Origin of the sequence: Nocardioides flavus (ex Wang et al. 2016) (assembly GCF_014653115.1) — a bacterium.
GTDB classification, from domain to species: Bacteria; Actinomycetota; Actinomycetes; order Propionibacteriales; family Nocardioidaceae; genus Nocardioides; species Nocardioides flavus.
On the sequence record NZ_BNAD01000005.1, the window covers coordinates 52,892 to 69,913 of the forward strand.

Annotated in this window: 18 protein-coding genes and 1 tRNA gene; 7 read left to right on the top strand and 12 right to left on the bottom strand. The window is 72.3% G+C overall.

The genetic code is table 11. The annotated features are described in order from the left end of the window. Positions 1-48: 48 nt before the first annotated feature. Positions 49-906 (bottom strand): DegV family protein, encoded by an 858-nt coding sequence (locus tag IE200_RS10710; protein WP_191279473.1) that lies wholly within the window; start codon positions 904-906, stop codon positions 49-51. A gap of 96 nt (positions 907-1,002) precedes the next feature. On the opposite strand from IE200_RS10710, the gene IE200_RS10715 reads away from it, so the two are divergent. Both IE200_RS10715 and IE200_RS10720 read left to right on the top strand, forming a co-directional pair. Beyond that, positions 1,003-1,875, top strand: coding sequence for a helix-turn-helix domain-containing protein (locus tag IE200_RS10715; RefSeq protein ID WP_191279474.1), 873 nt, complete (start codon positions 1,003-1,005; stop codon positions 1,873-1,875). 117 nt (positions 1,876-1,992) lie between these two features. Further along, complete coding sequence (locus IE200_RS10720) at positions 1,993-3,570, top strand: S8 family peptidase (RefSeq protein ID WP_191279475.1); 1,578 nt, start codon at positions 1,993-1,995, stop codon at positions 3,568-3,570. Between the two features lie 83 nt (positions 3,571-3,653). Here IE200_RS10720 and leuS read toward each other — a convergent pair whose 3' ends face one another. After that, positions 3,654-6,140, bottom strand: coding sequence for a leucine--tRNA ligase (gene leuS, locus IE200_RS10725; protein ID WP_191279476.1), 2,487 nt, complete (start codon positions 6,138-6,140; stop codon positions 3,654-3,656). A 165-nt stretch (positions 6,141-6,305) separates the two neighbouring features. Between leuS and IE200_RS10730 the strand changes: the two genes are divergently transcribed. Further along, positions 6,306-7,088: a hypothetical protein gene (locus IE200_RS10730; RefSeq protein ID WP_191279477.1), complete on the top strand. Its 783-nt coding sequence runs from the start codon at positions 6,306-6,308 to the stop codon at positions 7,086-7,088. Positions 7,089-7,091: 3 nt separating this feature from the next. On the opposite strand, the gene IE200_RS10735 is transcribed toward IE200_RS10730, so the two are convergent. Beyond that, complete coding sequence (locus IE200_RS10735; RefSeq protein WP_191279478.1) at positions 7,092-7,592, bottom strand: DUF4870 domain-containing protein; 501 nt, start codon at positions 7,590-7,592, stop codon at positions 7,092-7,094. Between the two features lie 318 nt (positions 7,593-7,910). On the opposite strand from IE200_RS10735, the gene IE200_RS10740 reads away from it, so the two are divergent. The 4 genes from IE200_RS10740 to IE200_RS10755 are packed head-to-tail and all read left to right on the top strand — an operon-like array spanning position 7,911 to position 10,793. Beyond that, complete coding sequence (locus IE200_RS10740; RefSeq protein WP_191279479.1) at positions 7,911-8,480, top strand: ArsR/SmtB family transcription factor; 570 nt, start codon at positions 7,911-7,913, stop codon at positions 8,478-8,480. Then, positions 8,477-9,727 carry an MFS transporter gene (locus IE200_RS10745; RefSeq protein WP_191279480.1) on the top strand — a complete coding sequence of 417 codons (1,251 nt, stop codon included), beginning with the start codon at positions 8,477-8,479 and terminating at the stop codon, positions 9,725-9,727. Before IE200_RS10740 ends, IE200_RS10745 begins: the two co-directional genes overlap by 4 nt. 9 nt (positions 9,728-9,736) lie before the next feature. Beyond that, entirely contained in the window at positions 9,737-10,498 is a 762-nt protein-coding gene (locus IE200_RS10750; protein ID WP_191279481.1) for an SDR family NAD(P)-dependent oxidoreductase, read from the top strand. Between the two features lie 13 nt (positions 10,499-10,511). Next, on the top strand, positions 10,512-10,793 hold the full coding sequence (locus IE200_RS10755) for an ankyrin repeat domain-containing protein (RefSeq protein WP_191279482.1): 282 nt from the start codon (positions 10,512-10,514) through the stop codon (positions 10,791-10,793). Here the strand turns inward: IE200_RS10755 and IE200_RS10760 are convergent. The 9 genes from IE200_RS10760 to IE200_RS10795 all read right to left on the bottom strand — a co-directional run bounded on the left by IE200_RS10760 (position 10,790) and on the right by IE200_RS10795 (position 17,013). Further along, positions 10,790-12,022 carry a VOC family protein gene (locus IE200_RS10760; RefSeq protein ID WP_191279483.1) on the bottom strand — a complete coding sequence of 411 codons (1,233 nt, stop codon included), beginning with the start codon at positions 12,020-12,022 and terminating at the stop codon, positions 10,790-10,792. The genes IE200_RS10755 and IE200_RS10760 overlap by 4 nt on opposite strands. Before the next feature lie 7 nt (positions 12,023-12,029). After that, positions 12,030-13,268 (bottom strand): ornithine--oxo-acid transaminase, encoded by a 1,239-nt coding sequence (rocD, locus tag IE200_RS10765; RefSeq protein WP_191279484.1) that lies wholly within the window; start codon positions 13,266-13,268, stop codon positions 12,030-12,032. A 91-nt stretch (positions 13,269-13,359) separates the two neighbouring features. Further along, a tRNA-Ala gene (locus tag IE200_RS10770) sits at positions 13,360-13,435 on the bottom strand. 54 nt (positions 13,436-13,489) lie between these two features. Next, positions 13,490-13,960: a DUF4112 domain-containing protein gene (locus tag IE200_RS10775; protein WP_229856386.1), complete on the bottom strand. Its 471-nt coding sequence runs from the start codon at positions 13,958-13,960 to the stop codon at positions 13,490-13,492. Beyond that, positions 13,957-14,586 carry a histidine phosphatase family protein gene (locus IE200_RS10780; protein WP_191279485.1) on the bottom strand — a complete coding sequence of 210 codons (630 nt, stop codon included), beginning with the start codon at positions 14,584-14,586 and terminating at the stop codon, positions 13,957-13,959. The genes IE200_RS10775 and IE200_RS10780 overlap by 4 nt, the downstream gene beginning before the upstream one ends. Next, positions 14,583-14,942: a ribosome silencing factor gene (gene rsfS / locus IE200_RS10785; RefSeq protein WP_191279486.1), complete on the bottom strand. Its 360-nt coding sequence runs from the start codon at positions 14,940-14,942 to the stop codon at positions 14,583-14,585. Before rsfS ends, IE200_RS10780 begins: the two co-directional genes overlap by 4 nt. Next, the gene (gene nadD / locus IE200_RS10790; protein WP_268245542.1) at positions 14,939-15,583 is read right to left on the bottom strand and encodes a nicotinate-nucleotide adenylyltransferase; all 645 of its coding nucleotides are present in this window, start codon (positions 15,581-15,583) and stop codon (positions 14,939-14,941) included. The genes rsfS and nadD overlap by 4 nt, the downstream gene beginning before the upstream one ends. Before the next feature lie 4 nt (positions 15,584-15,587). Then, positions 15,588-15,734: a hypothetical protein gene (locus tag IE200_RS20740; RefSeq protein WP_229856387.1), complete on the bottom strand. Its 147-nt coding sequence runs from the start codon at positions 15,732-15,734 to the stop codon at positions 15,588-15,590. A gap of 19 nt (positions 15,735-15,753) precedes the next feature. Then, complete coding sequence (locus tag IE200_RS10795) at positions 15,754-17,013, bottom strand: glutamate-5-semialdehyde dehydrogenase (RefSeq protein ID WP_191279488.1); 1,260 nt, start codon at positions 17,011-17,013, stop codon at positions 15,754-15,756. Positions 17,014-17,022 lie beyond the last annotated feature (9 nt).

Genomic DNA, 17,022 nt, shown 5'->3' on the forward strand with positions numbered 1-17,022 from the left:
GGACCGACCGACAGGGGCGATCGACGATCTGTGGAGAGAGCGGCGCGATCAGTCGCGCGGGGCGACGCACACCGCGACCATCCCCGGGCCGACGTGCGCCCCGAGCACTGCTCCCAGCTCGCCGCACATCACCTCGCGGCCCTCGAGCCCGTCGGCGAGCCGCTCGGCGAGCGCGGTCGCCAGCTCCTCGGCACGCTGGGCGTTGGCGAGGTGCGACACGCACACGTCGACCGGACGGTCCCCCGCCGCCTCGACGGCCAGCTCGGCCAGCCGCGCCAGCGCCCGCGAGGCCGTACGGACCCGCTCGAGGGGGACCACCCGGCCGCCGGCGATCTGGAGCAGCGGCTTGACCGACAGCGCGCTGCCGAAGATCGCGGCCGCGGCACCGATCCGGCCTCCGCGACGCAGGTGCTCCAGGGTGTCGACGTAGAACAGCGACGTGGCCGCCTCGCCGCGCGCGAGCGCCGCCTCGGCCGCCTGCTGGGCGCTGCCGCCCGCCTCGAGCACGTCGGCGGCGGTGAGTGCCGCGTAACCCGTCGCGATGCCGACCTGCCCGGAGTCGACGACGTGCACCGGCAGGTCCACCTCGAGCGCGGCGAGCTGGGCGGACTCGAAGGTGCCGCTCATCTCGCCGGAGAGGTGGATCGAGACGATCTCCTCGACCCCCTCGGCCTCGAGCGAGCGGTAGAGCTCGACGAAGACGGCGGGCGCGGGTCGTGACGTGCTGACCGGGACGAAGTCGCGCAGCGCCTGCGCCACCACCTCCGGCGTGGCCCCGTCGGGCCCCTCGTCGAGCACCCGGGCGCCGATCACGACCTGCAGCGGCACGACCCGGATGCCGTGGGCCTGCGCCACCCCGGCAGGCAGGCTCGCGGTCGAGTCGGTGACGATCACGGTGCCGGACACACCGCGAAGGCTAGTCGCAGCACCGCGGCGCGGACGCCGTCGCTCACCGTGCGGCGCGTGTTGCAGCGTTTTGGGGGCCTCCGCTTGGATGTCCGGATGCAGGACAGGCCCGAGAGCTTCGCCGAGGCGCTCAGGTCCGCCATCGACGCGCGCGGGCTGAGCCTGGACCGGATCACCGACCACCTCGCCCAGCGTGGCGTCTCGGTCAGCTCGGCGACGCTGAGCTACTGGCGCTCCGGGCGCAGCGAGCCCGGACGGCGCTCGTCCCTGGCAGCCCTGCCACACCTCGAGACGGTGCTTGGCCTGCCCGCCGGCAGCCTGGCCGCGACCCTGCCGAGCACCCGCGAGCGCACGCCGCGCCACGCCGTACGGGGACTCGACGCCCTGTGGCCCGAGCAGCCGCACTCGGCGGTCCTCGGCCGGCTCGACACCAGCTGGGACACCCACCTGACCCGGGTCTCGGTACACGACGTCATGCAGATCGGCCCGGACCGCCGCCAGGTGCGGCTCACCGTGCGCCAGGCCATGCGAGCTCGTACCGACGGCCCCGATCGCCGGGTCGTGATGCACTCCCAGGACGACCTCGACGCCGGTCTGCCGGAGATCCGGCCGCTGCGTGGGTGCACGCTGGGCCGCGTGGAGCAGGACCCCGAGGCGGGCGTCGTGGGCGCAGAGCTGGTGTTCTTCCGGCCGCTGCGCCGCGGCGAGACCGTGATCGTGACGTACGACGTCATCTCCGCCAGCCCCGGGCCGCGCGAGCACGAGTACACCCGCCGCCTCCGCCTGCCGATGCGCGAGTACCTGCTCGAGGTCGCCTTCGACTCATCCGCGCTGCCGGAGAGCATCGCGGCCATCACCGAGGGGCGCGAGCAGCCGATCTCCCTGGACGGCGACAGGCGCGCGCACCTGGTCCACACCGACACCGCGCCCGGGACGACCGGGATCCGCTGGAGCTGGCCGCGCGACTGACCCGGGGCACGCCTGCGCGGCGGGCAGTTAAGTGTTAAGCGGCGCCCGCCCCTTGCCCGGGACCGCGTCGGACGGTCAGGGTCGGCCTCGTCCATCTGTCTCGGGAAGGATCCATCGATGAACCATGCACGACCCCGTCTGGCGGCAGGCCTGATCGCCTCGCTCGCCGGTGCCGCACTCGCGATCGCGCCGTCCGCCACCCACGCGGCCGGCTCGGACAAGCCGCAGGAGTCCCCGCAGGCCTCCGCCTCCGACGACGGGCTCGCGCCCGTCCTCGGCACGTCGGCCGACGACCGCTACATCGTGGTGCTCGACAAGGAGGCGCCCGGCAAGAGCCTGCGCGCCGCCAAGGCCGACGTCCGCGCCGAGGGCGCGAGCATCAGCCACACCTACACCTCGGTGATCGACGGCTTCGCCGCCACGCTCAACAGCAAGGCCCTGGCCGCGCTGCGCAAGAACCCCAACGTCGCCTACATCGAGGCCGACAAGGAGGTCCAGCTCGCTGCGACCCAGTCCCCCGCCACCTGGGGCCTGGACCGGATCGACCAGCGCGACCTGCCGCTCAACAACGCCTACACCTACGACGCCACCGGCGCGGGCGTGACGGCGTACATCATCGACACCGGCGTGCTCAACACCCACACGCAGTTCGGCGGGCGTGCGGTCTCGGGCTACACCGCGATCAACGACGGCCGCGGCACCACCGACTGCAACGGCCACGGCACGCACGTCGCCGGCACGGTCGGCGGCTCCACCTACGGTGTCGCCAAGGGCGTGCGCCTCGTCGCCGTCCGCGTCCTGGACTGCAACGGCAGCGGCTCCAACTCCGGCGTCATCGCCGGCGTCGACTGGGTCACCCAGAACCACACCGCCGGCTCGCCGGCGGTGGCCAACATGAGCCTGGGCGGCGGGATCTCCTCGGCCCTCGACACCGCGGTCGCCAACTCGATCGCCGACGGCGTCACCTACGCCCTCGCCGCCGGCAACGACTCCGGCGCCAACGCGTGCAACAGCTCGCCGGCCCGTGTCGCCGCCGGTCTGACCATCGGCTCGACGACCAACACCGACGCACGATCGAGCTTCAGCAACATCGGCTCGTGCCTCGACATGTTCGCCCCCGGCTCCAACATCACCTCGGCCTGGCACACCGGCACGTCGGCGACCAACACCATCAGCGGCACCTCGATGGCGACCCCGCACGTCGCGGGTGCGGCCGCGCTCTACCTGCAGGCCAACCCGTCCGCCTCCCCGGCGTCGGTCGGCAACGCGCTGATCTCCAACGCGACCCCCAACAAGGTCACGAACCCCGGCACGGGCTCGCCGAACCGCCTGCTCTACGTCGGCACCGGTGGCACCACGCCCACTCCGGACCCGACGCCCACCACCTGCAGCACCATGCCCGAGAAGGAGACCGGCTCGCTGAGCTCCGGCGGCGTGTCCTACCACCCGGGCTCCAGCGACTACTACTACTCGGGTGCCGGCACCCACGTGGGCTGCATCTCGGGCCCCTCGGGCGCCGACTTCGACCTCTACCTCGAGAAGTGGAACGGCTCCTCGTGGGTCGTGGTGGCGCAGGGCATCACCAGCACCTCGGAGGAGAAGATCACCTACACGGGCACCGCGGGCTACTACTCGTGGCGCGTGCAGTCCTACTCCGGGTCGGGCAGCTACACGTTCGGCCTCGACCGCCCGTGACGCTCCCGCGCTGAGCAGCACCTCCCGCTGAACGACGTCGGCCCCGTGGCTCACTGCCACGGGGCCGATGTCGTCGGAACACCTCAGACGACGATGTTGACCAGCTTGGGCGCACGTACGACGACCTTGCGGACCGTCGCCCCGTCGATCGCGCGCTGCACGCCCGCGTCCGCCATCGCCGCGGCCTCCAGGTCGGCCTCGGAGATGTCGGGCGACACCTCCAGGCGCGCCTTGACCTTGCCCTTCACCTGCACGACGGCCGTGACCGTGTCCTCGACCAGCAGCGCCCCGTCGACCGCGGGCCACCCGGCGCGGGCGACGGTCGGCTCGTGGCCCAGGCGCTCCCACATCTCCTCGGCGGTGTAGGGCGCGACGAGCGACAGCAGGATCGCCACCGCCTCGGTCGCCTCGCGCACCGCCGGGTCGGCCGGGCCGCAGCCCGCGTCGATCGCCTTGCGGGTGGCGTTGACCAGCTCCATCACCCGGGCCACCACCACGTTGAAGCGGTAGGTCTCGACCAGCTCGGCCGCGTCGTGGACGGTGCGCGCGGTCGTACGCCGCAGCGCGACGTCGCCGGTCGTGACGTCCACGCCCGGCTCCGAGGTGACGTCACCGGACAGTCGCCACGCGCGCTGCAGGAAGCGCAGCGACCCCTCGGGTGACATGTTGGCCCAGTCGATGTCGTCCTCCGGCGGCCCCGCGAAGACCAGGGTCAGGCGCACGGCGTCGACGCCGAAGGCGGCCAGCTGGTCGCCCAGGTTGACGCCGTTGCCCAAGGACTTGCTCATCTTCTTGCCCTGGTTGATCACGAAGCCCTGGTTCAGCTGGGCCGACCACGGCTCACGGAACCCGACCAGGCCCATGTCGTTGAGGACCTTGGTGAAGAACCGGCCGTAGAGCAGGTGCAGCACCGCGTGCTCCACGCCGCCGACGTAGAGGTTGCACGGCATCCACGCGTTGACCTTGTCGGTGTCGAACGCCTGGGTGTCGTCGTGCGGCGAGCAGTAGCGGAACATGTACCAGGACGAGTCGACGAAGGTGTCCATGGTGTCGGTGTCGCGGGTCGCCGGGCCGCCGCACGTCGGGCAGGTGGTCTCGACCCAGTCGGTCGCGCCGCCCAGCGGCGAGGTGCCCTTGGGCTTCAGCTCGGCGCCGGTCAGCACCGGCAGGGTCACCGGCAGCTGGTCGTCGGGCACCGGGACCTCGCCGTCCACCGGGCAGTGGATGATCGGGATGGGCGCGCCCCAGTAGCGCTGGCGGCTCAGCAGCCAGTCGCGCAGGCGGAAGTTGACCGCACCCGTCCCGCGACCGTCGGTCTCCAGCCGCTCGATGATCGAGCGGATGCCGGAGGCCTTGTCGGTCAGGCCGTCCAGCGGGCCGCTGTTGACGTAGGTCCCGTCGCCCGACGTCGCGACGCCGGACTCCTCCGGGTTGTCGTCGCCGGTGTCGATGACGCGGCGGACCGGCAGGCCCATCGCGCGGGCGAAGTCGAGGTCGCGCTGGTCGTGGGCGGGCACGGCCATGATCGCGCCGGTGCCGTAGTCGGCCAGCACGTAGTCGCTGGCCCACACCGGGATCTCCTCGCCGGAGACCGGGTTGGTGGCGGTGATTCCCAGGTCCACGCCGGTCTTGGGCCGGTCGGTGGCGAGCCGGTCGATGTCGGAGGCCTTGCGGACCTCGACCAGGTAGTCCCCCAGCGCCTGCGCGCGGTCGGGGTGCACGATCTCCGCGGCCAGCGCGGCGTCGGCCGCGACCACCATGAACGTCGCGCCGTACAGCGTGTCGGGCCGGGTGGTGTAGACGTCGATGTCCCGCTCACCGTCGGCAGCGTGCAGGGTGAACGTGACGTGCGCCCCCTCGGAGCGGCCGATCCAGTTGCGCTGGGCGGTGACCACGCGGTCGGGCCACGTGGCCTCCAGCTCGTCGAGGCCGTCCAGCAGCTCTTGGGCGTAGTCGGTGATCTTGAAGTACCACTGGGTCAGCTCCTTCTTGGTCACCTCCGCCCCGCACCGGTCGCAGACGCCGCCGACGACCTGCTCGTTGGCCAGCACCGTCTGGTCGTTGGGGCACCAGTTGACGGGACTGTTCTTGCGGTAGGCCAGCCCGCGCTCGTGGAACTTCAGGAACAGCCACTGCGTCCAGCGGTAGTACTCCGGGTCGGAGGTGTTGAAGGTCCGCGACCAGTCGAACGACGCGGCGTACTTGCGGCACGACTCGATCGAGCGTGCGATGTTGGCGCGCGTGTAGGTGTCGGGGTGCTCGTCGTTGCGGATCGCGGCGTTCTCCGCGGGCAGGCCGAAGGAGTCGAAGCCCATCGGGTTCAGCACCTCGTAGCCGCGCTGCCACCAGTAGCGCGCCACCACGTCGTGCAGCGCGAACACCTCGGCGTGACCCATGTGCAGGTCGCCGCTCGGGTAGGGGAACATCGTCAGCGCGTAGCGCTTCTCGCGCGGGCTGTCGTCGTCGGCCCGGAACGGCTGGAGGTCCTCCCAGACCCGCTGCCACTTGGTCTCGGTGGCCTCGATGTCGTACGTCGTCGTCTCGCCGTGGGTGCTCTGCTCGGGATTCATCTCTCTCGCTCCTGTGTGTCCTGCTCCCGACATGAAAAAACCCCTCGCACATGGAGGGGTGGCCGCGGTGACTGCCTGGACGGTGAGTCAGCGCGGCTGTCGAAGAAGCAGGATCTGCGACCGCATGGACCCATGGTAGCGCCTCGGCCGGCGCATACTCATCCCGTGCCCGACCCAGCAACCCACCCTGCGGACCTCAGCCGCTACGACGACGTCCTGGCCCTCCTGCGCGGGCTGCCTGCGCAGCTGCCGCAGGTGCGGGTGGTCGTGGTCAGCGGCTCCGCGGTCACGGGCGGTCACGACGAGCACTCCGACCTCGACGTGCAGGTGTGGTGCGACGGGGCGGCCGACGCGACGTACGACGCCACGATGGCGCTGGTGCACGCGCGCCTCGACGTCGACCACGTCTGGCGGGTGGCGGCCGACCGCTGGCCGACGGCCGCGCAGGGCTTCGTCCACCTGCAGCCCGACGCCGCCGACCTGTCGCGCCCGACCCGGCTGGTCGACCTGTTCGTCGACGAGCTCCCCGCGCGGCTGACCGTCGACGTGCGCCGGCACGGGGTCCCACGGGTGATCCACGACCCCGACGGGTTGCTGCTCCTCGAGCACGACCCCGAGGAGCCGATGCAGGCGCAGCGTCGACAGGCGGTGGAGCAGGCCGCGGCGCGTAGGGAGACCGGCGCGTGGCTCGTCCAGCGGGCGATCGCGCGCGGCGATCAGGCCGAGGCGACCTTCTTCCACCTGCGCTTCGCGGTCGAGCCCCTGGTGACGCTGCTGCGGATCCGGCACTGTCCGGCCCGCTTCGACTTCGGGATGCGCTACCTCCGCACCGACCTGCCCGACGGGATGGCGGAGCGGGTGGAGGCGTTGCTGCCCGGGCCGGACCTGGCAGACCGCGCCCGGGCGGCGTTCGCGTGGCAGGCCGAGGTCCTGCGCGAGCTCACGTGAGGATCAGCTGACGAACCGCGGCGTGAGCGGCGGGTTCCACCACTCGCCGTTCCAGGCCTTGACCGCCCCGACGACGTGGAGGATGCCCGCGATCACCGGCGGCACGAAGAACACCGGCCACAGGACGACGAAGCCGATCCCGATCGTGACGACGCCGAGCACCACGTAGAGGACCGTGACGACCACCAGCCAGATGAACATCGAGATCTGGACGTTGAGCGAGTTCGCCGCGTGCGAGCGGACGAACGGACCGCGGTCCTTGTACATCACGTAGACCACGATCGAGGCCAGGAACCCCAGGAAGCCGGCCGAGAACACCATCGCCGCGACCGCGCCGGCGTGGCTGACGGCGCCCCACGTGCGCTCCTCCTGCGGCGAGATGGCGGACGGGGCCGACGACGGGTAGCCCGTGGTCGGCTGCTGGCCGTAGGACTGCTGACCGTACGACTGCTGGGCGTACGCCCGCGTCGGGTCGTGCGGGTCGGTGGGGTACTGGTCGGACATCTCACTCGCTCCTCGTGGGCCGGGTGCCCTGCTCTCGGTGACCAGCCAAGCACGCCCCCGACCCGTTTTCATCCCCTCCCGGGGTCGACTCAGGGTGTCGTCAGGGTCGGTCGCGGGGCCTCCCCTCCCACCCCTCCCACCCCTCCCGCACCGCGGCTGCGTAGTCCAGTGGCGAACTGTCGCCGTACGGCGTCCGGGACGACAGTTCGCCACTGGACTACGGGCGACGGCGGCCGAACCGACGACCTCCCAAGAACTGTTTGACACTCGCGACCACGTGCGTCCACACTGCCTCCCCAAGAACTCGCGGAGGGTCAGATGGACGAGACAGCACCGACGGCCGTGGCGCGACTGCGCGCGACGGCACACCCCGTACGCCTGCGCATCCTGTCGCTGCTGACCGCGGAGGCGATGAGCGCCGCCGAGGTGGCCCGGGCGCTCGACCTCACCCACGCCAACGCGTCCTACCACCTGCGCCAGCTGCACGACGTCGGCGAGCTCGTGGTCGAGAGCGAGGAGAAGATCCGCGGCGGGGTCGCCAAGCGCTACCGCTACGACGCGACCCGCGACGTACGCAGCCACGGACCCGGCGTCGACGCGCGCGTCGCCTACGCCCGCGCCAACGGCCTCGAGGTGGAGCGGCGCCTTCGCCAGGCCGCACCCGGCGCGTCGTCGTCGAGCGACCTGGAGACCTGGGTCGACGTCGAGACCTGGCATCGCGCCCTGGACCTCCTCCACGAGGCCTCGCACCTCCTGCACGCGGCGGCGAAGCCGGCCGGCACGCCCGACACCGTCCACGTCAGCGCCACCACCCACGCCTTCACGATGAGCGGCGGCCTCGAGGGCGACGCGGTCCGCTGGACCCCGGCGCGGGAGACGGGCCGATGACCTGGACTGCCGCGCTCGCGCCGCTGCGCAACCGGAACTTCGCGTGGTACTTCGCCTCTCGGTTCGTCAACACGCTCGGCAACATGATGGCCAGCATCGCGCTCGCCTTCGCCGTGCTGGACATCACCGACTCCCCCACCGCCCTCGGCCAGGTGCTCGCCGCGCACACCATCCCGATGATCGCGCTGCTGCTGTACGGCGGGGTGATCGCCGACCGGTTCCCGCGCACCCTGGTGCTCCAGTTCTCCAACCTCGCCTCGGCCGTGAGCCAGGGCGCGATCGCCGCGCTGGTGCTGACCGGGCGGGCCGAGGTCTGGATGCTGGTCGTGCTCTCCGTCGTCCACGGTGTCGTGTCCGGGGTCGGCTTCCCGGCGATGGCGAGCGTCCTGCCCCAGCTGGTGGAGCGCTCCGAGCTCCAGCCGGCCAACGCGCTGGTGTCCCTGACCCGCAACGGCATGATGGTCCTCGGCCCCACGGTCGGCGCGCTCCTCGTGGTGACGGTCGGGTCGGGCTGGGCACTGGCCGTCGACGCGGCGACCTGGCTCGTCGCCGCGCTGCTCCTCGTGCCGGTCCGGCTGCCGGCACGCCAGCCGCGCGGGGAGGCCCCGGACACGTTGCGCGAGCTCCGTGAGGGCTGGTCGTTCTTCTGGGCCACGCCGTGGCTGTGGATCGTCGTCGTCGGCTTCGGCGTGCTCAACGCGATCCACACAGGCGCGTGGTCCACCCTCGGCCCCGCGGTCGCCGACGACACCATCGGGCGACAGGCGTGGGGCTACGTGCTGTCCGCGGAGGCCGCCGGGCTGCTCCTCACGACCGTGGTGCTGCTGCGCGTACGGCTGGAGCGCCCGCTGCTGCTGGGCATGCTCGGCGTGGCGATGATGGCGCCGCCGATGCTCCTGCTCGGCGTCTCTCCCACCCTGGTCGGCCTGGTGACCGCGGCCTTCCTCGCGGGCGCCGGGGTCGAGGTCTTCGGCATGGGCTGGAACCTGGCGATGCAGGAGAACATCGAGGACGGGATGCTCTCGCGTGCCTACTCCTACGACGCGCTCGGCTCCTTCGTCGCGATGCCCGTCGGTCAGCTCGCCTACGGGCCGCTCGCCGTGGCGTTCGGCTTCCAGCCGGTGCTGGTCGTCTCGGCGATCGCCTACGTCGCCGTCGTCGCGCTCGTGCTGTGCTCCCGCTCGGTCCGCGACCTGCCGCGCGCGCCGGCGACCCCGGCGTCGGCGGTGACGACCACCACGCCCTAGGGTCCCGGCATGGGAGTCATGGACATGTTCCGCCTGGACGGCAAGGTCGTCATCGTCACCGGTGCCTCGAGCGGCCTGGGGGTCGCGTTCGCGCACTGCTTCGCCGAGGCCGGCGCCGACGTGGTGCTCGGCGCGCGCCGCGTCGACAAGCTCGAGCGGGTCGCGGCCTCCGTACGCTCGACCGGCCGCCGGGTGCACACGGTGGCCACAGACGTTGCCGACCCGGAGCAGTGCCAGCGGCTCGTCGACGAGGCGATGGCGACGTTCGGCCGGGTCGACGTGCTCGTCAACAACGCCGGCATCGGCACCGCCGTCCCCGCCACCCGGGAGACCCCCGAGCAGTTCCGCTCGGTCATCGACGTCAACCTCAACGGCTGCTACTGGATGGCGCAGGCCTGTGGACGCGTCATGGAGCCCGGGTCCAGCATCATCAACATCTCCTCGATCCTCGGCATCACCACCGGCGGCCTGCCGCAGGCGGCCTACTCCGCCTCGAAGGCCGGCCTCGGCGGGCTCACCCGCGACCTCGCCCAGCAGTGGACCGGCCGCAAGGGCATCCGGGTCAACGCCCTCGCCCCCGGCTTCTTCACCTCCGAGATGACCGAGACCTACCCCGAGGGCTACCTCGACCTCGCCCTCCAGCGGGTCCCCGCCGGCCGCAAGGGCGACCCCCACGAGCTCGCCGCGACGGCCGTCTGGCTCGCGTCCGACGCTGCCGGCTACGTCACCGGGCAGATGATCCCGGTCGACGGCGGCCTGACGATCGCCTGACCAGCGGACGACGATGTCCCACGGGGACTACAAGGCGTTCTTCGCTGCCGCCTGCGCCGGCGACCTCGACCTGGTGGAGCACCACCTCGACGCGGGCGTCGACGTGGACTTCGTGCACCCCGAGCTCCAGTCGACCGCGCTCGTCGGGGCGATCGAGGAGCGCCGCGAGGACGTCGCCCTGCTGCTGCTCGACCGCGGGGCCTCCCCCACCCTGCGCTCCCCGCTGGAGGGCATGACCCCGCTCGAGGCCGCACGCGCAGCGGGGCTCGACCGGGTCGTCGACCGGCTGGGCTAGAGCCAGGGCTCGCCGGCCGTGACCCCGTCCGTACGCCGTCCGGTCGCGGCCTGCTCGAGCCACTGCTCGGCCTCGCCGTCCGCGAAGCGGCCATCGCTCGCCATGCCGTCGGGGTGGCGCGTCACCGACCGCCGACGTCCGCGCACCGCGTAGACGCCGCCGCTGAGGGCCAGCACGAAGGCGTCGTCTATCCGGTCGACCTGCTCGGCGACCGGCGCGCCGCCGATCGCCGGCTGGCGCTCGATGACCTCGACCGGGTCGCCGACACCGATCACGACGACGACGTGGCGGTCGAGCGGGTGCACGCCCCGGACGACCGTGACGGGCTGCGTCCCGGCCGGGCCGTGCAGGCGGATCGCACCGGTGACCTCGACCGCGACGCCCTCGGCCCATTCGACGTCGACGTCCTCGACCGTGGCGAGTCCGGCCTCCACGACGGCCCGCACCCAGGCGTCGGCCCGCTCGCGGGCCGAGCCGCTGCCGCGCGACGGCTGCAGGGCCGAGGCGGCGAACCGGCGCCGGTCGGGGTGGGTAGTGACGACCACCCCGTCCAGCCGGTGGCGGGTGAGCTCGCCGCCGGCCAGCGCGAGCACCACGGCCGCGACCGGCTGGTCGGGGTCCTGCTCGGCCGCCTCGGCGAGGGGGTGGACGGTGATCCCGACGCCGCCGGCCGTCTTGAACGACCGACGGGGCCAGAACCGCCGTCCTTCGAACCCGAGCGCCAGGAGGAGATCGGCGAGGCGGTCAGGGTCGGGCGGGGCGAGCTCGAACCACCTCAGGACGGGGCCGTCAGCCGGGCCGGGGCCCATCGGCGAGGTCCACTCGATGAGGAACGGCAGCGAGCCGTCGTAGGGCCCGGGACCGACGTCGCACATCCGCCACGCCACGACCTCGCCGTCCGGGGTGGTGCGCGAGCCCTCGCGGACCTCGCCGGGGGTGAAGCCCGCCCCCACCAGCGCGGCGCGGGCGTCGTCGACGTCGTCGACCGCGATCGCCCACGAGATGGGTCCTCGGGCGGAGCGCACGCGGTCCAGCCACGGGTTGGAGTCCGCGCTGCCCGCAGCGATCAGCTCGACGTACGCCGGGCCGGGACCGCGGACCAGGGCGTTGACCGTGCCGACCGGGTGCGCTCCCCCGCGTACGGCGGGCAGGCCGGCTGTGGTCCACCGGGCCGCCGCCTCGTCGAGGTCGTCGACGGCGACCACCAGGTGGTCGAAGCGGGCCCGCACCGCTGGCTCAGGCGCCGGTGATGATCTCGGTGACCGCCTCGACGAGGCCGGCGACGTCCTCGTCGCTGGCGACCAGCGGCGGGGCGAAGCGGACGGTCGAGCCGTGGGTGTCCTTGGCCAGGATGCCGCGCGCCATCAGGGCCTCCGACATCTGGCGACCCGTCATGAGCGTCGGGTCGATGTCGATGCCGGCCCAGGCGCCCCTCACCCGTACGGCGGTCAGGCCCTTGCCGACCAGCGGACCGAACCCGGCCTCGAGCTGGACGCCGATCTCGGCGGAGCGCGCCTGGAAGGTGCCCTCCTCCAGCATCGCGACGACCTCGGTGCCGATGGCCGCGGCCAGCGGGTTGCCGCCGAAGGTCGAGCCGTGCGAGCCGGGCGTGATGACGTCCATGACCTCGCGGTCGGCGGCGATCGCGGAGACCGGGTAGATGCCGCCACCGAGCGCCTTGCCCATGATGTAGATGTCGGGGACGACGTCCTCGTGGTCGCAGGCGAATGTGCGACCCGAGCGGGCGAGGCCCGACTGGATCTCGTCGGCGACCATCAGCACGTTGCGCTCGGTGCACAGCGCGCGCAGGTCGCGCAGGAAGCCCTCGGGTGGCATGACCACGCCGCCCTCGCCCTGGATGGGCTCGAAGAGGACCGCGACGGTGGTCTCGTCGATGGCCGCGGCGATCGAGTCGATGTCGCCGTAGGCGGCGCTGCGGAAACCGGTGGTGAACGGGGCGTAACCCGACGTGGCGACGTCGTCGTCGGAGAAGCTGACGATGGTGGTCGTGCGGCCGTGGAAGTTGCCCTCCATCGTGACGATCGAGGCCTGGCCGGCGGGTACGCCCTTGACCTCGTAGCCCCACTTGCGGCTGACCTTGATCGCGGTCTCGACGGCCTCGGCGCCCGAGTTCATCGGCAGGATCATGTCCTTGCCGGTCAGGCGGGCGAGGGCCTCGGCGAAGCCGCTGAGCTTGTCGTTGAAGAACGCGCGGCTGGTGAGCGTGAGCCGACCGAGCTGCTCGCGCGCGACCGCGACCAGGCGTTCGTTGGAGTGACCGAAGTTCAGCGCGGAGTAGCCCGCGAGGCAGTCGAGGTAGCGCTTGCCGTCGACGTCGACGACCCACGCCCCGTGACCCTCGGCCAGGACCACCGGGAGGGGGTGGTAGTTGTGCGCGGCGTAGCGCTCCGTGGTCGCGATGTGCGCGGCGGTGCGCTCGGAGGTGGTGCTGGTGGAGAGGTCGGTCGCGGTCATGGGCCCATGGTGCCACCGACCATTTCAGAACGCCGACTCGGCGGGACCCCCGAACGCAGAGAAGTCCGGCGCGCTGCGCCGGACTTCTCGTTGGTGGAGCTGAGGGGACTCGAACCCCTGACCCTCTGCATGCCATGCAGATGCGCTACCAGCTGCGCCACAGCCCCAACAGCCGAGAACATTAGCGGACGGTTCCACGGAGGTGAAATCGGGGTCCCAGGTCAGGTGATCCAGCGCCACAGGAGCCAGATCCCGAGCACGGTCGCGGCGATCCCGGCGACCAGCGGCACGACCATCAGCGCTGCCGCGCCCGCGACGTACGCGGCGCTCGGCGGCTCGCGCAGTGGCTGGCGCTCGACCTCGCGCAGCAGCAGCCGCAGGTTCTTCCGGTTGGCGCGGTGGGCGACGTCGAGGAGGTCGCCGACGCCCGGCACGAGGCCCAGAACCGCGTCGAGCAGCAGGTTCAGGCCCATGCGGGCGAGCACCGCCATCGGCACCCGGGCGCGTACGGCGTCGCGCACGATCACGCCCGACAGGACGCTGCCGAGGGCGTCACCGATGCCCGGCACGAGGCCGATCACGGCGTCGAGGCCGACGCCGATGCGAGTGCCCGGCACGATGACCGCGTCGTCCATCACGCGCGCCACCCGCCGGCTGACGGCGACGTCGACCTCGCGGGCGCGTTCGCTCACGACGTGACCACGCGGTTCCAGGCCGTCAGCCGCCACCGCTCCACCCCGCCGGTCCAGGTCGACGCCGCGTGCTCGAGGACCACCCAGCCGCAGTTGGCCAGCACCCCGAAGCTCTCGCCCGGGTCACCCTCCCAGCCCAGGAACGCCGGCACCGCGACGCGCAGGGCGGCTCCGTGGGAGACGACGATGCCGGTCTCGCCCTCGCCCAGCGTGTCGGCGTACGACGTCAGCGCGGGCACGAAGCGCGCCAGCACGTCGTCGCGCGTCTCGCGTCCCGGGATCGCGTCGATCTCGCCGGCGAGGAGGGCGGCGTGCTCCTCGGGGTGCGCGGCGGCGTACTGCTCGCTGGTCAGCCCCGTACGGTTCGGGCCGATGTCGAACTCTCGCAGCCGCGTGTCGAGGACCGGGGTCAGGCCGGACTCGGCAGCGACGGCGTCGGCCGTGCCCGAGGCGCGAGCCAGGTCCGAGGACCAGATCGCGACGGGTCGCAGCGCGGCGAGCACGGGCGCGACCTCCTTGGCCTGGGCGAGGCCGACGTCGTCCAGCGCGACGTCGGCGTGCCCTTGGGCGCGCCCGGCGTCGTTCCAGGCGGTGCGCCCGTGGCGCAGGAGGACCAGACGCCTCACGTGAGGGTCAGCGGGATGAGCGGGCAGTCGCTCCAGAGTCGCTCGAGGGCGTAGAACGACCGCTCCTCCTCGTGCTGGACGTGCACGACGATCTCGCCGTAGTCGAGCAGCACCCAGCGACCCTCCTTGTGCCCCTCGCGACGGATCGGCTTGGCCCCGTGCTCGCGCAGCTTGTCCTCGACCTCGTCGACGATCGCGCCGACGGCGCGCTCGTTGCTCGCGCTGGCCAGCACGAACGCGTCGGTGATCGCGAGCTGGTCGCTCACGTCGAAGGCGAGCACCTGGTCGGCCTTCTTGTCGTGCGCGGCCTGGGCCGCGACGGCGACGAGCTCGAGGGCGTGGTCGGTGGCAGTCATGCGGTGTCCTTGCTGGGATGGGAGCTGGTGTCGGGTGCTTCGTAGAGGTGGTGCTTGGCGATGTACTGCACCACGCCGTCGGGCACGAGGTACCACACGGGCTCCCCGCGGCGCTTGCGCTCGCGGCAGTCCGTGGACGAGATCGCCAGCGCCGGGATCTCGACCATCGTGACGCGCTCGGCCGGGATCCTCGCGAGCGCCTCGGGGTCCATCTCGTAGCCGGGCCGGGTGCAGCCGACGAAGTTCGCGAGCTCGAAGAGCTCGTCGGCGTCGCGCCAGGTGAAGATGTCGGCCAGCGCGTCGGCGCCGGTGATGAAGAACAGCTCCGCGTCGGGCATCTCGGCCCGGAGGTCGCGCAGCGTGTCGATCGTGTAGGTCTTGCCGGCGCGGTCGATGTCGACCCGCGAGACGTTGAAGCGTGGGTTCGCGGCCGTGGCCACGACCGTCATCAGGTAGCGGTGCTCGGCAGGGGTCACCGCGCGGTCGCTCTTCTGCCACGGGTCACCGGTGGGCACGAACAGGACCTCGTCGAGGTCGAACCACGCCTGCACCTCGGAGGCGGCGACGAGGTGGCCGTGGTGGATCGGGTCGAACGTGCCGCCCATCACCCCGACGCGACGCCGCGCCACTGGAGCACTCACGCGCTCAGCTGTGCTCGCGACCGCCGCCGAAGGAGACCACTGCCAGGAGCAGGAGCATGAGGAGGACCAGGGTGACGCCACCGATGACGTAGGGGTGGACGGCGGGCTCGCCCTCGGCCTCGGCGGCAAGCGTGATCACGGTGCTCAGCATGCGACCCATGCTAGCGGCATCACCGCACGTGGCCCTCGCCGACCACGACGTACTTGCTCGAGGTCATCTCCGGCAGCCCCATCGGTCCCCGCGCGTGCAGCTTCTGCGTCGAGATGCCGATCTCGGCGCCGAAGCCGAACTCGCCCCCGTCGGTGAACCGGGTGGAGGCGTTGACCATCACGGCGGCGGAGTCGACGGCCGCGACGAAGCGGCGGATGGTGGCGTGGTCGCGGGCCACGATCGCCTCGGTGTGGCCGGAGGAGAACCGGCGGACGTGCTCGATGGCCGCCTCGACGTCGGCCACGACCGCGGCGGAGATCTCCAGCCCGAGGAACTCGGCGGCGTGGTCCTCGTCGGTGACCGGCACGACGTCGTCGTACTCCGCGAACGCGCCGTCGCCGTGGACGAGCACCCCGGCGGCCTGCAGCGCCTCGATCACCCGCGGCAGGAACTCGTCGGCGAGGTCCTCGTGGACCAGCAGCGACTCGGCGGCGTTGCAGACGCTGGTGCGGTGGGTCTTGGAGTTCATCACGATCGCGAGCGCCTGGTCGAGGTCGGCCGAGGCGTCGACGTAGACGTGGCAGTTGCCGACGCCGGTCTCGATCACCGGGACCGTCGACTCCTCCACGACGCTGCTGATCAGGCCGGCGCCGCCGCGCGGGATCAGCACGTCGACCAGCCCGCGCGCCCGCATGAGCGCCTTGACGGAGTCGTGGGTGTCGCCCGGCACGAGCTGCACGGCGTCCTCGGGCAGCCCGCTGCCGGCGAGGGCGGCGCGCATCGTCGCGACGATGGCCGCGTTGCTCGACCGCGCGCTGGACGAGCCGCGCAGCAGCACCGCGTTGCCGGACTTGAGGCAGATGCCCGCCGCGTCGGCGGTGACGTTGGGGCGGGCCTCGTAGATCATCCCGACCACTCCGAACGGCACGCGCAGCTGGCGCAGCTCGAGCCCGTTGGCGAGGGTGCTGCCACGCAGCACCTCTCCCACCGGGTCGGGCAGGGCCGCGACGTCGCGCAGGCCCTGGGCCATGGCCTCGAGCCGGCCCTGGTCGAGGCGCAGCCGGTCGACGATGTTGGCGGGAGTCCCGCCGGCCTCGGCACGGCCCACGTCCTCGGCGTTGGCCGCCAGGACCTCGGACGCACCGGCCAGCAGCGCGTCGGCCATCGCGTGGAGCGCGGCATCCTTGGCCGCCCGGGTCGCCGTGGCCAGGTCGTGGCTGGCCGTACGGGCGCGAGCAGCGGCCTCGCGCACGTCGGCCTCGACGTCAGTGGTGCTCATGGGGTGAGC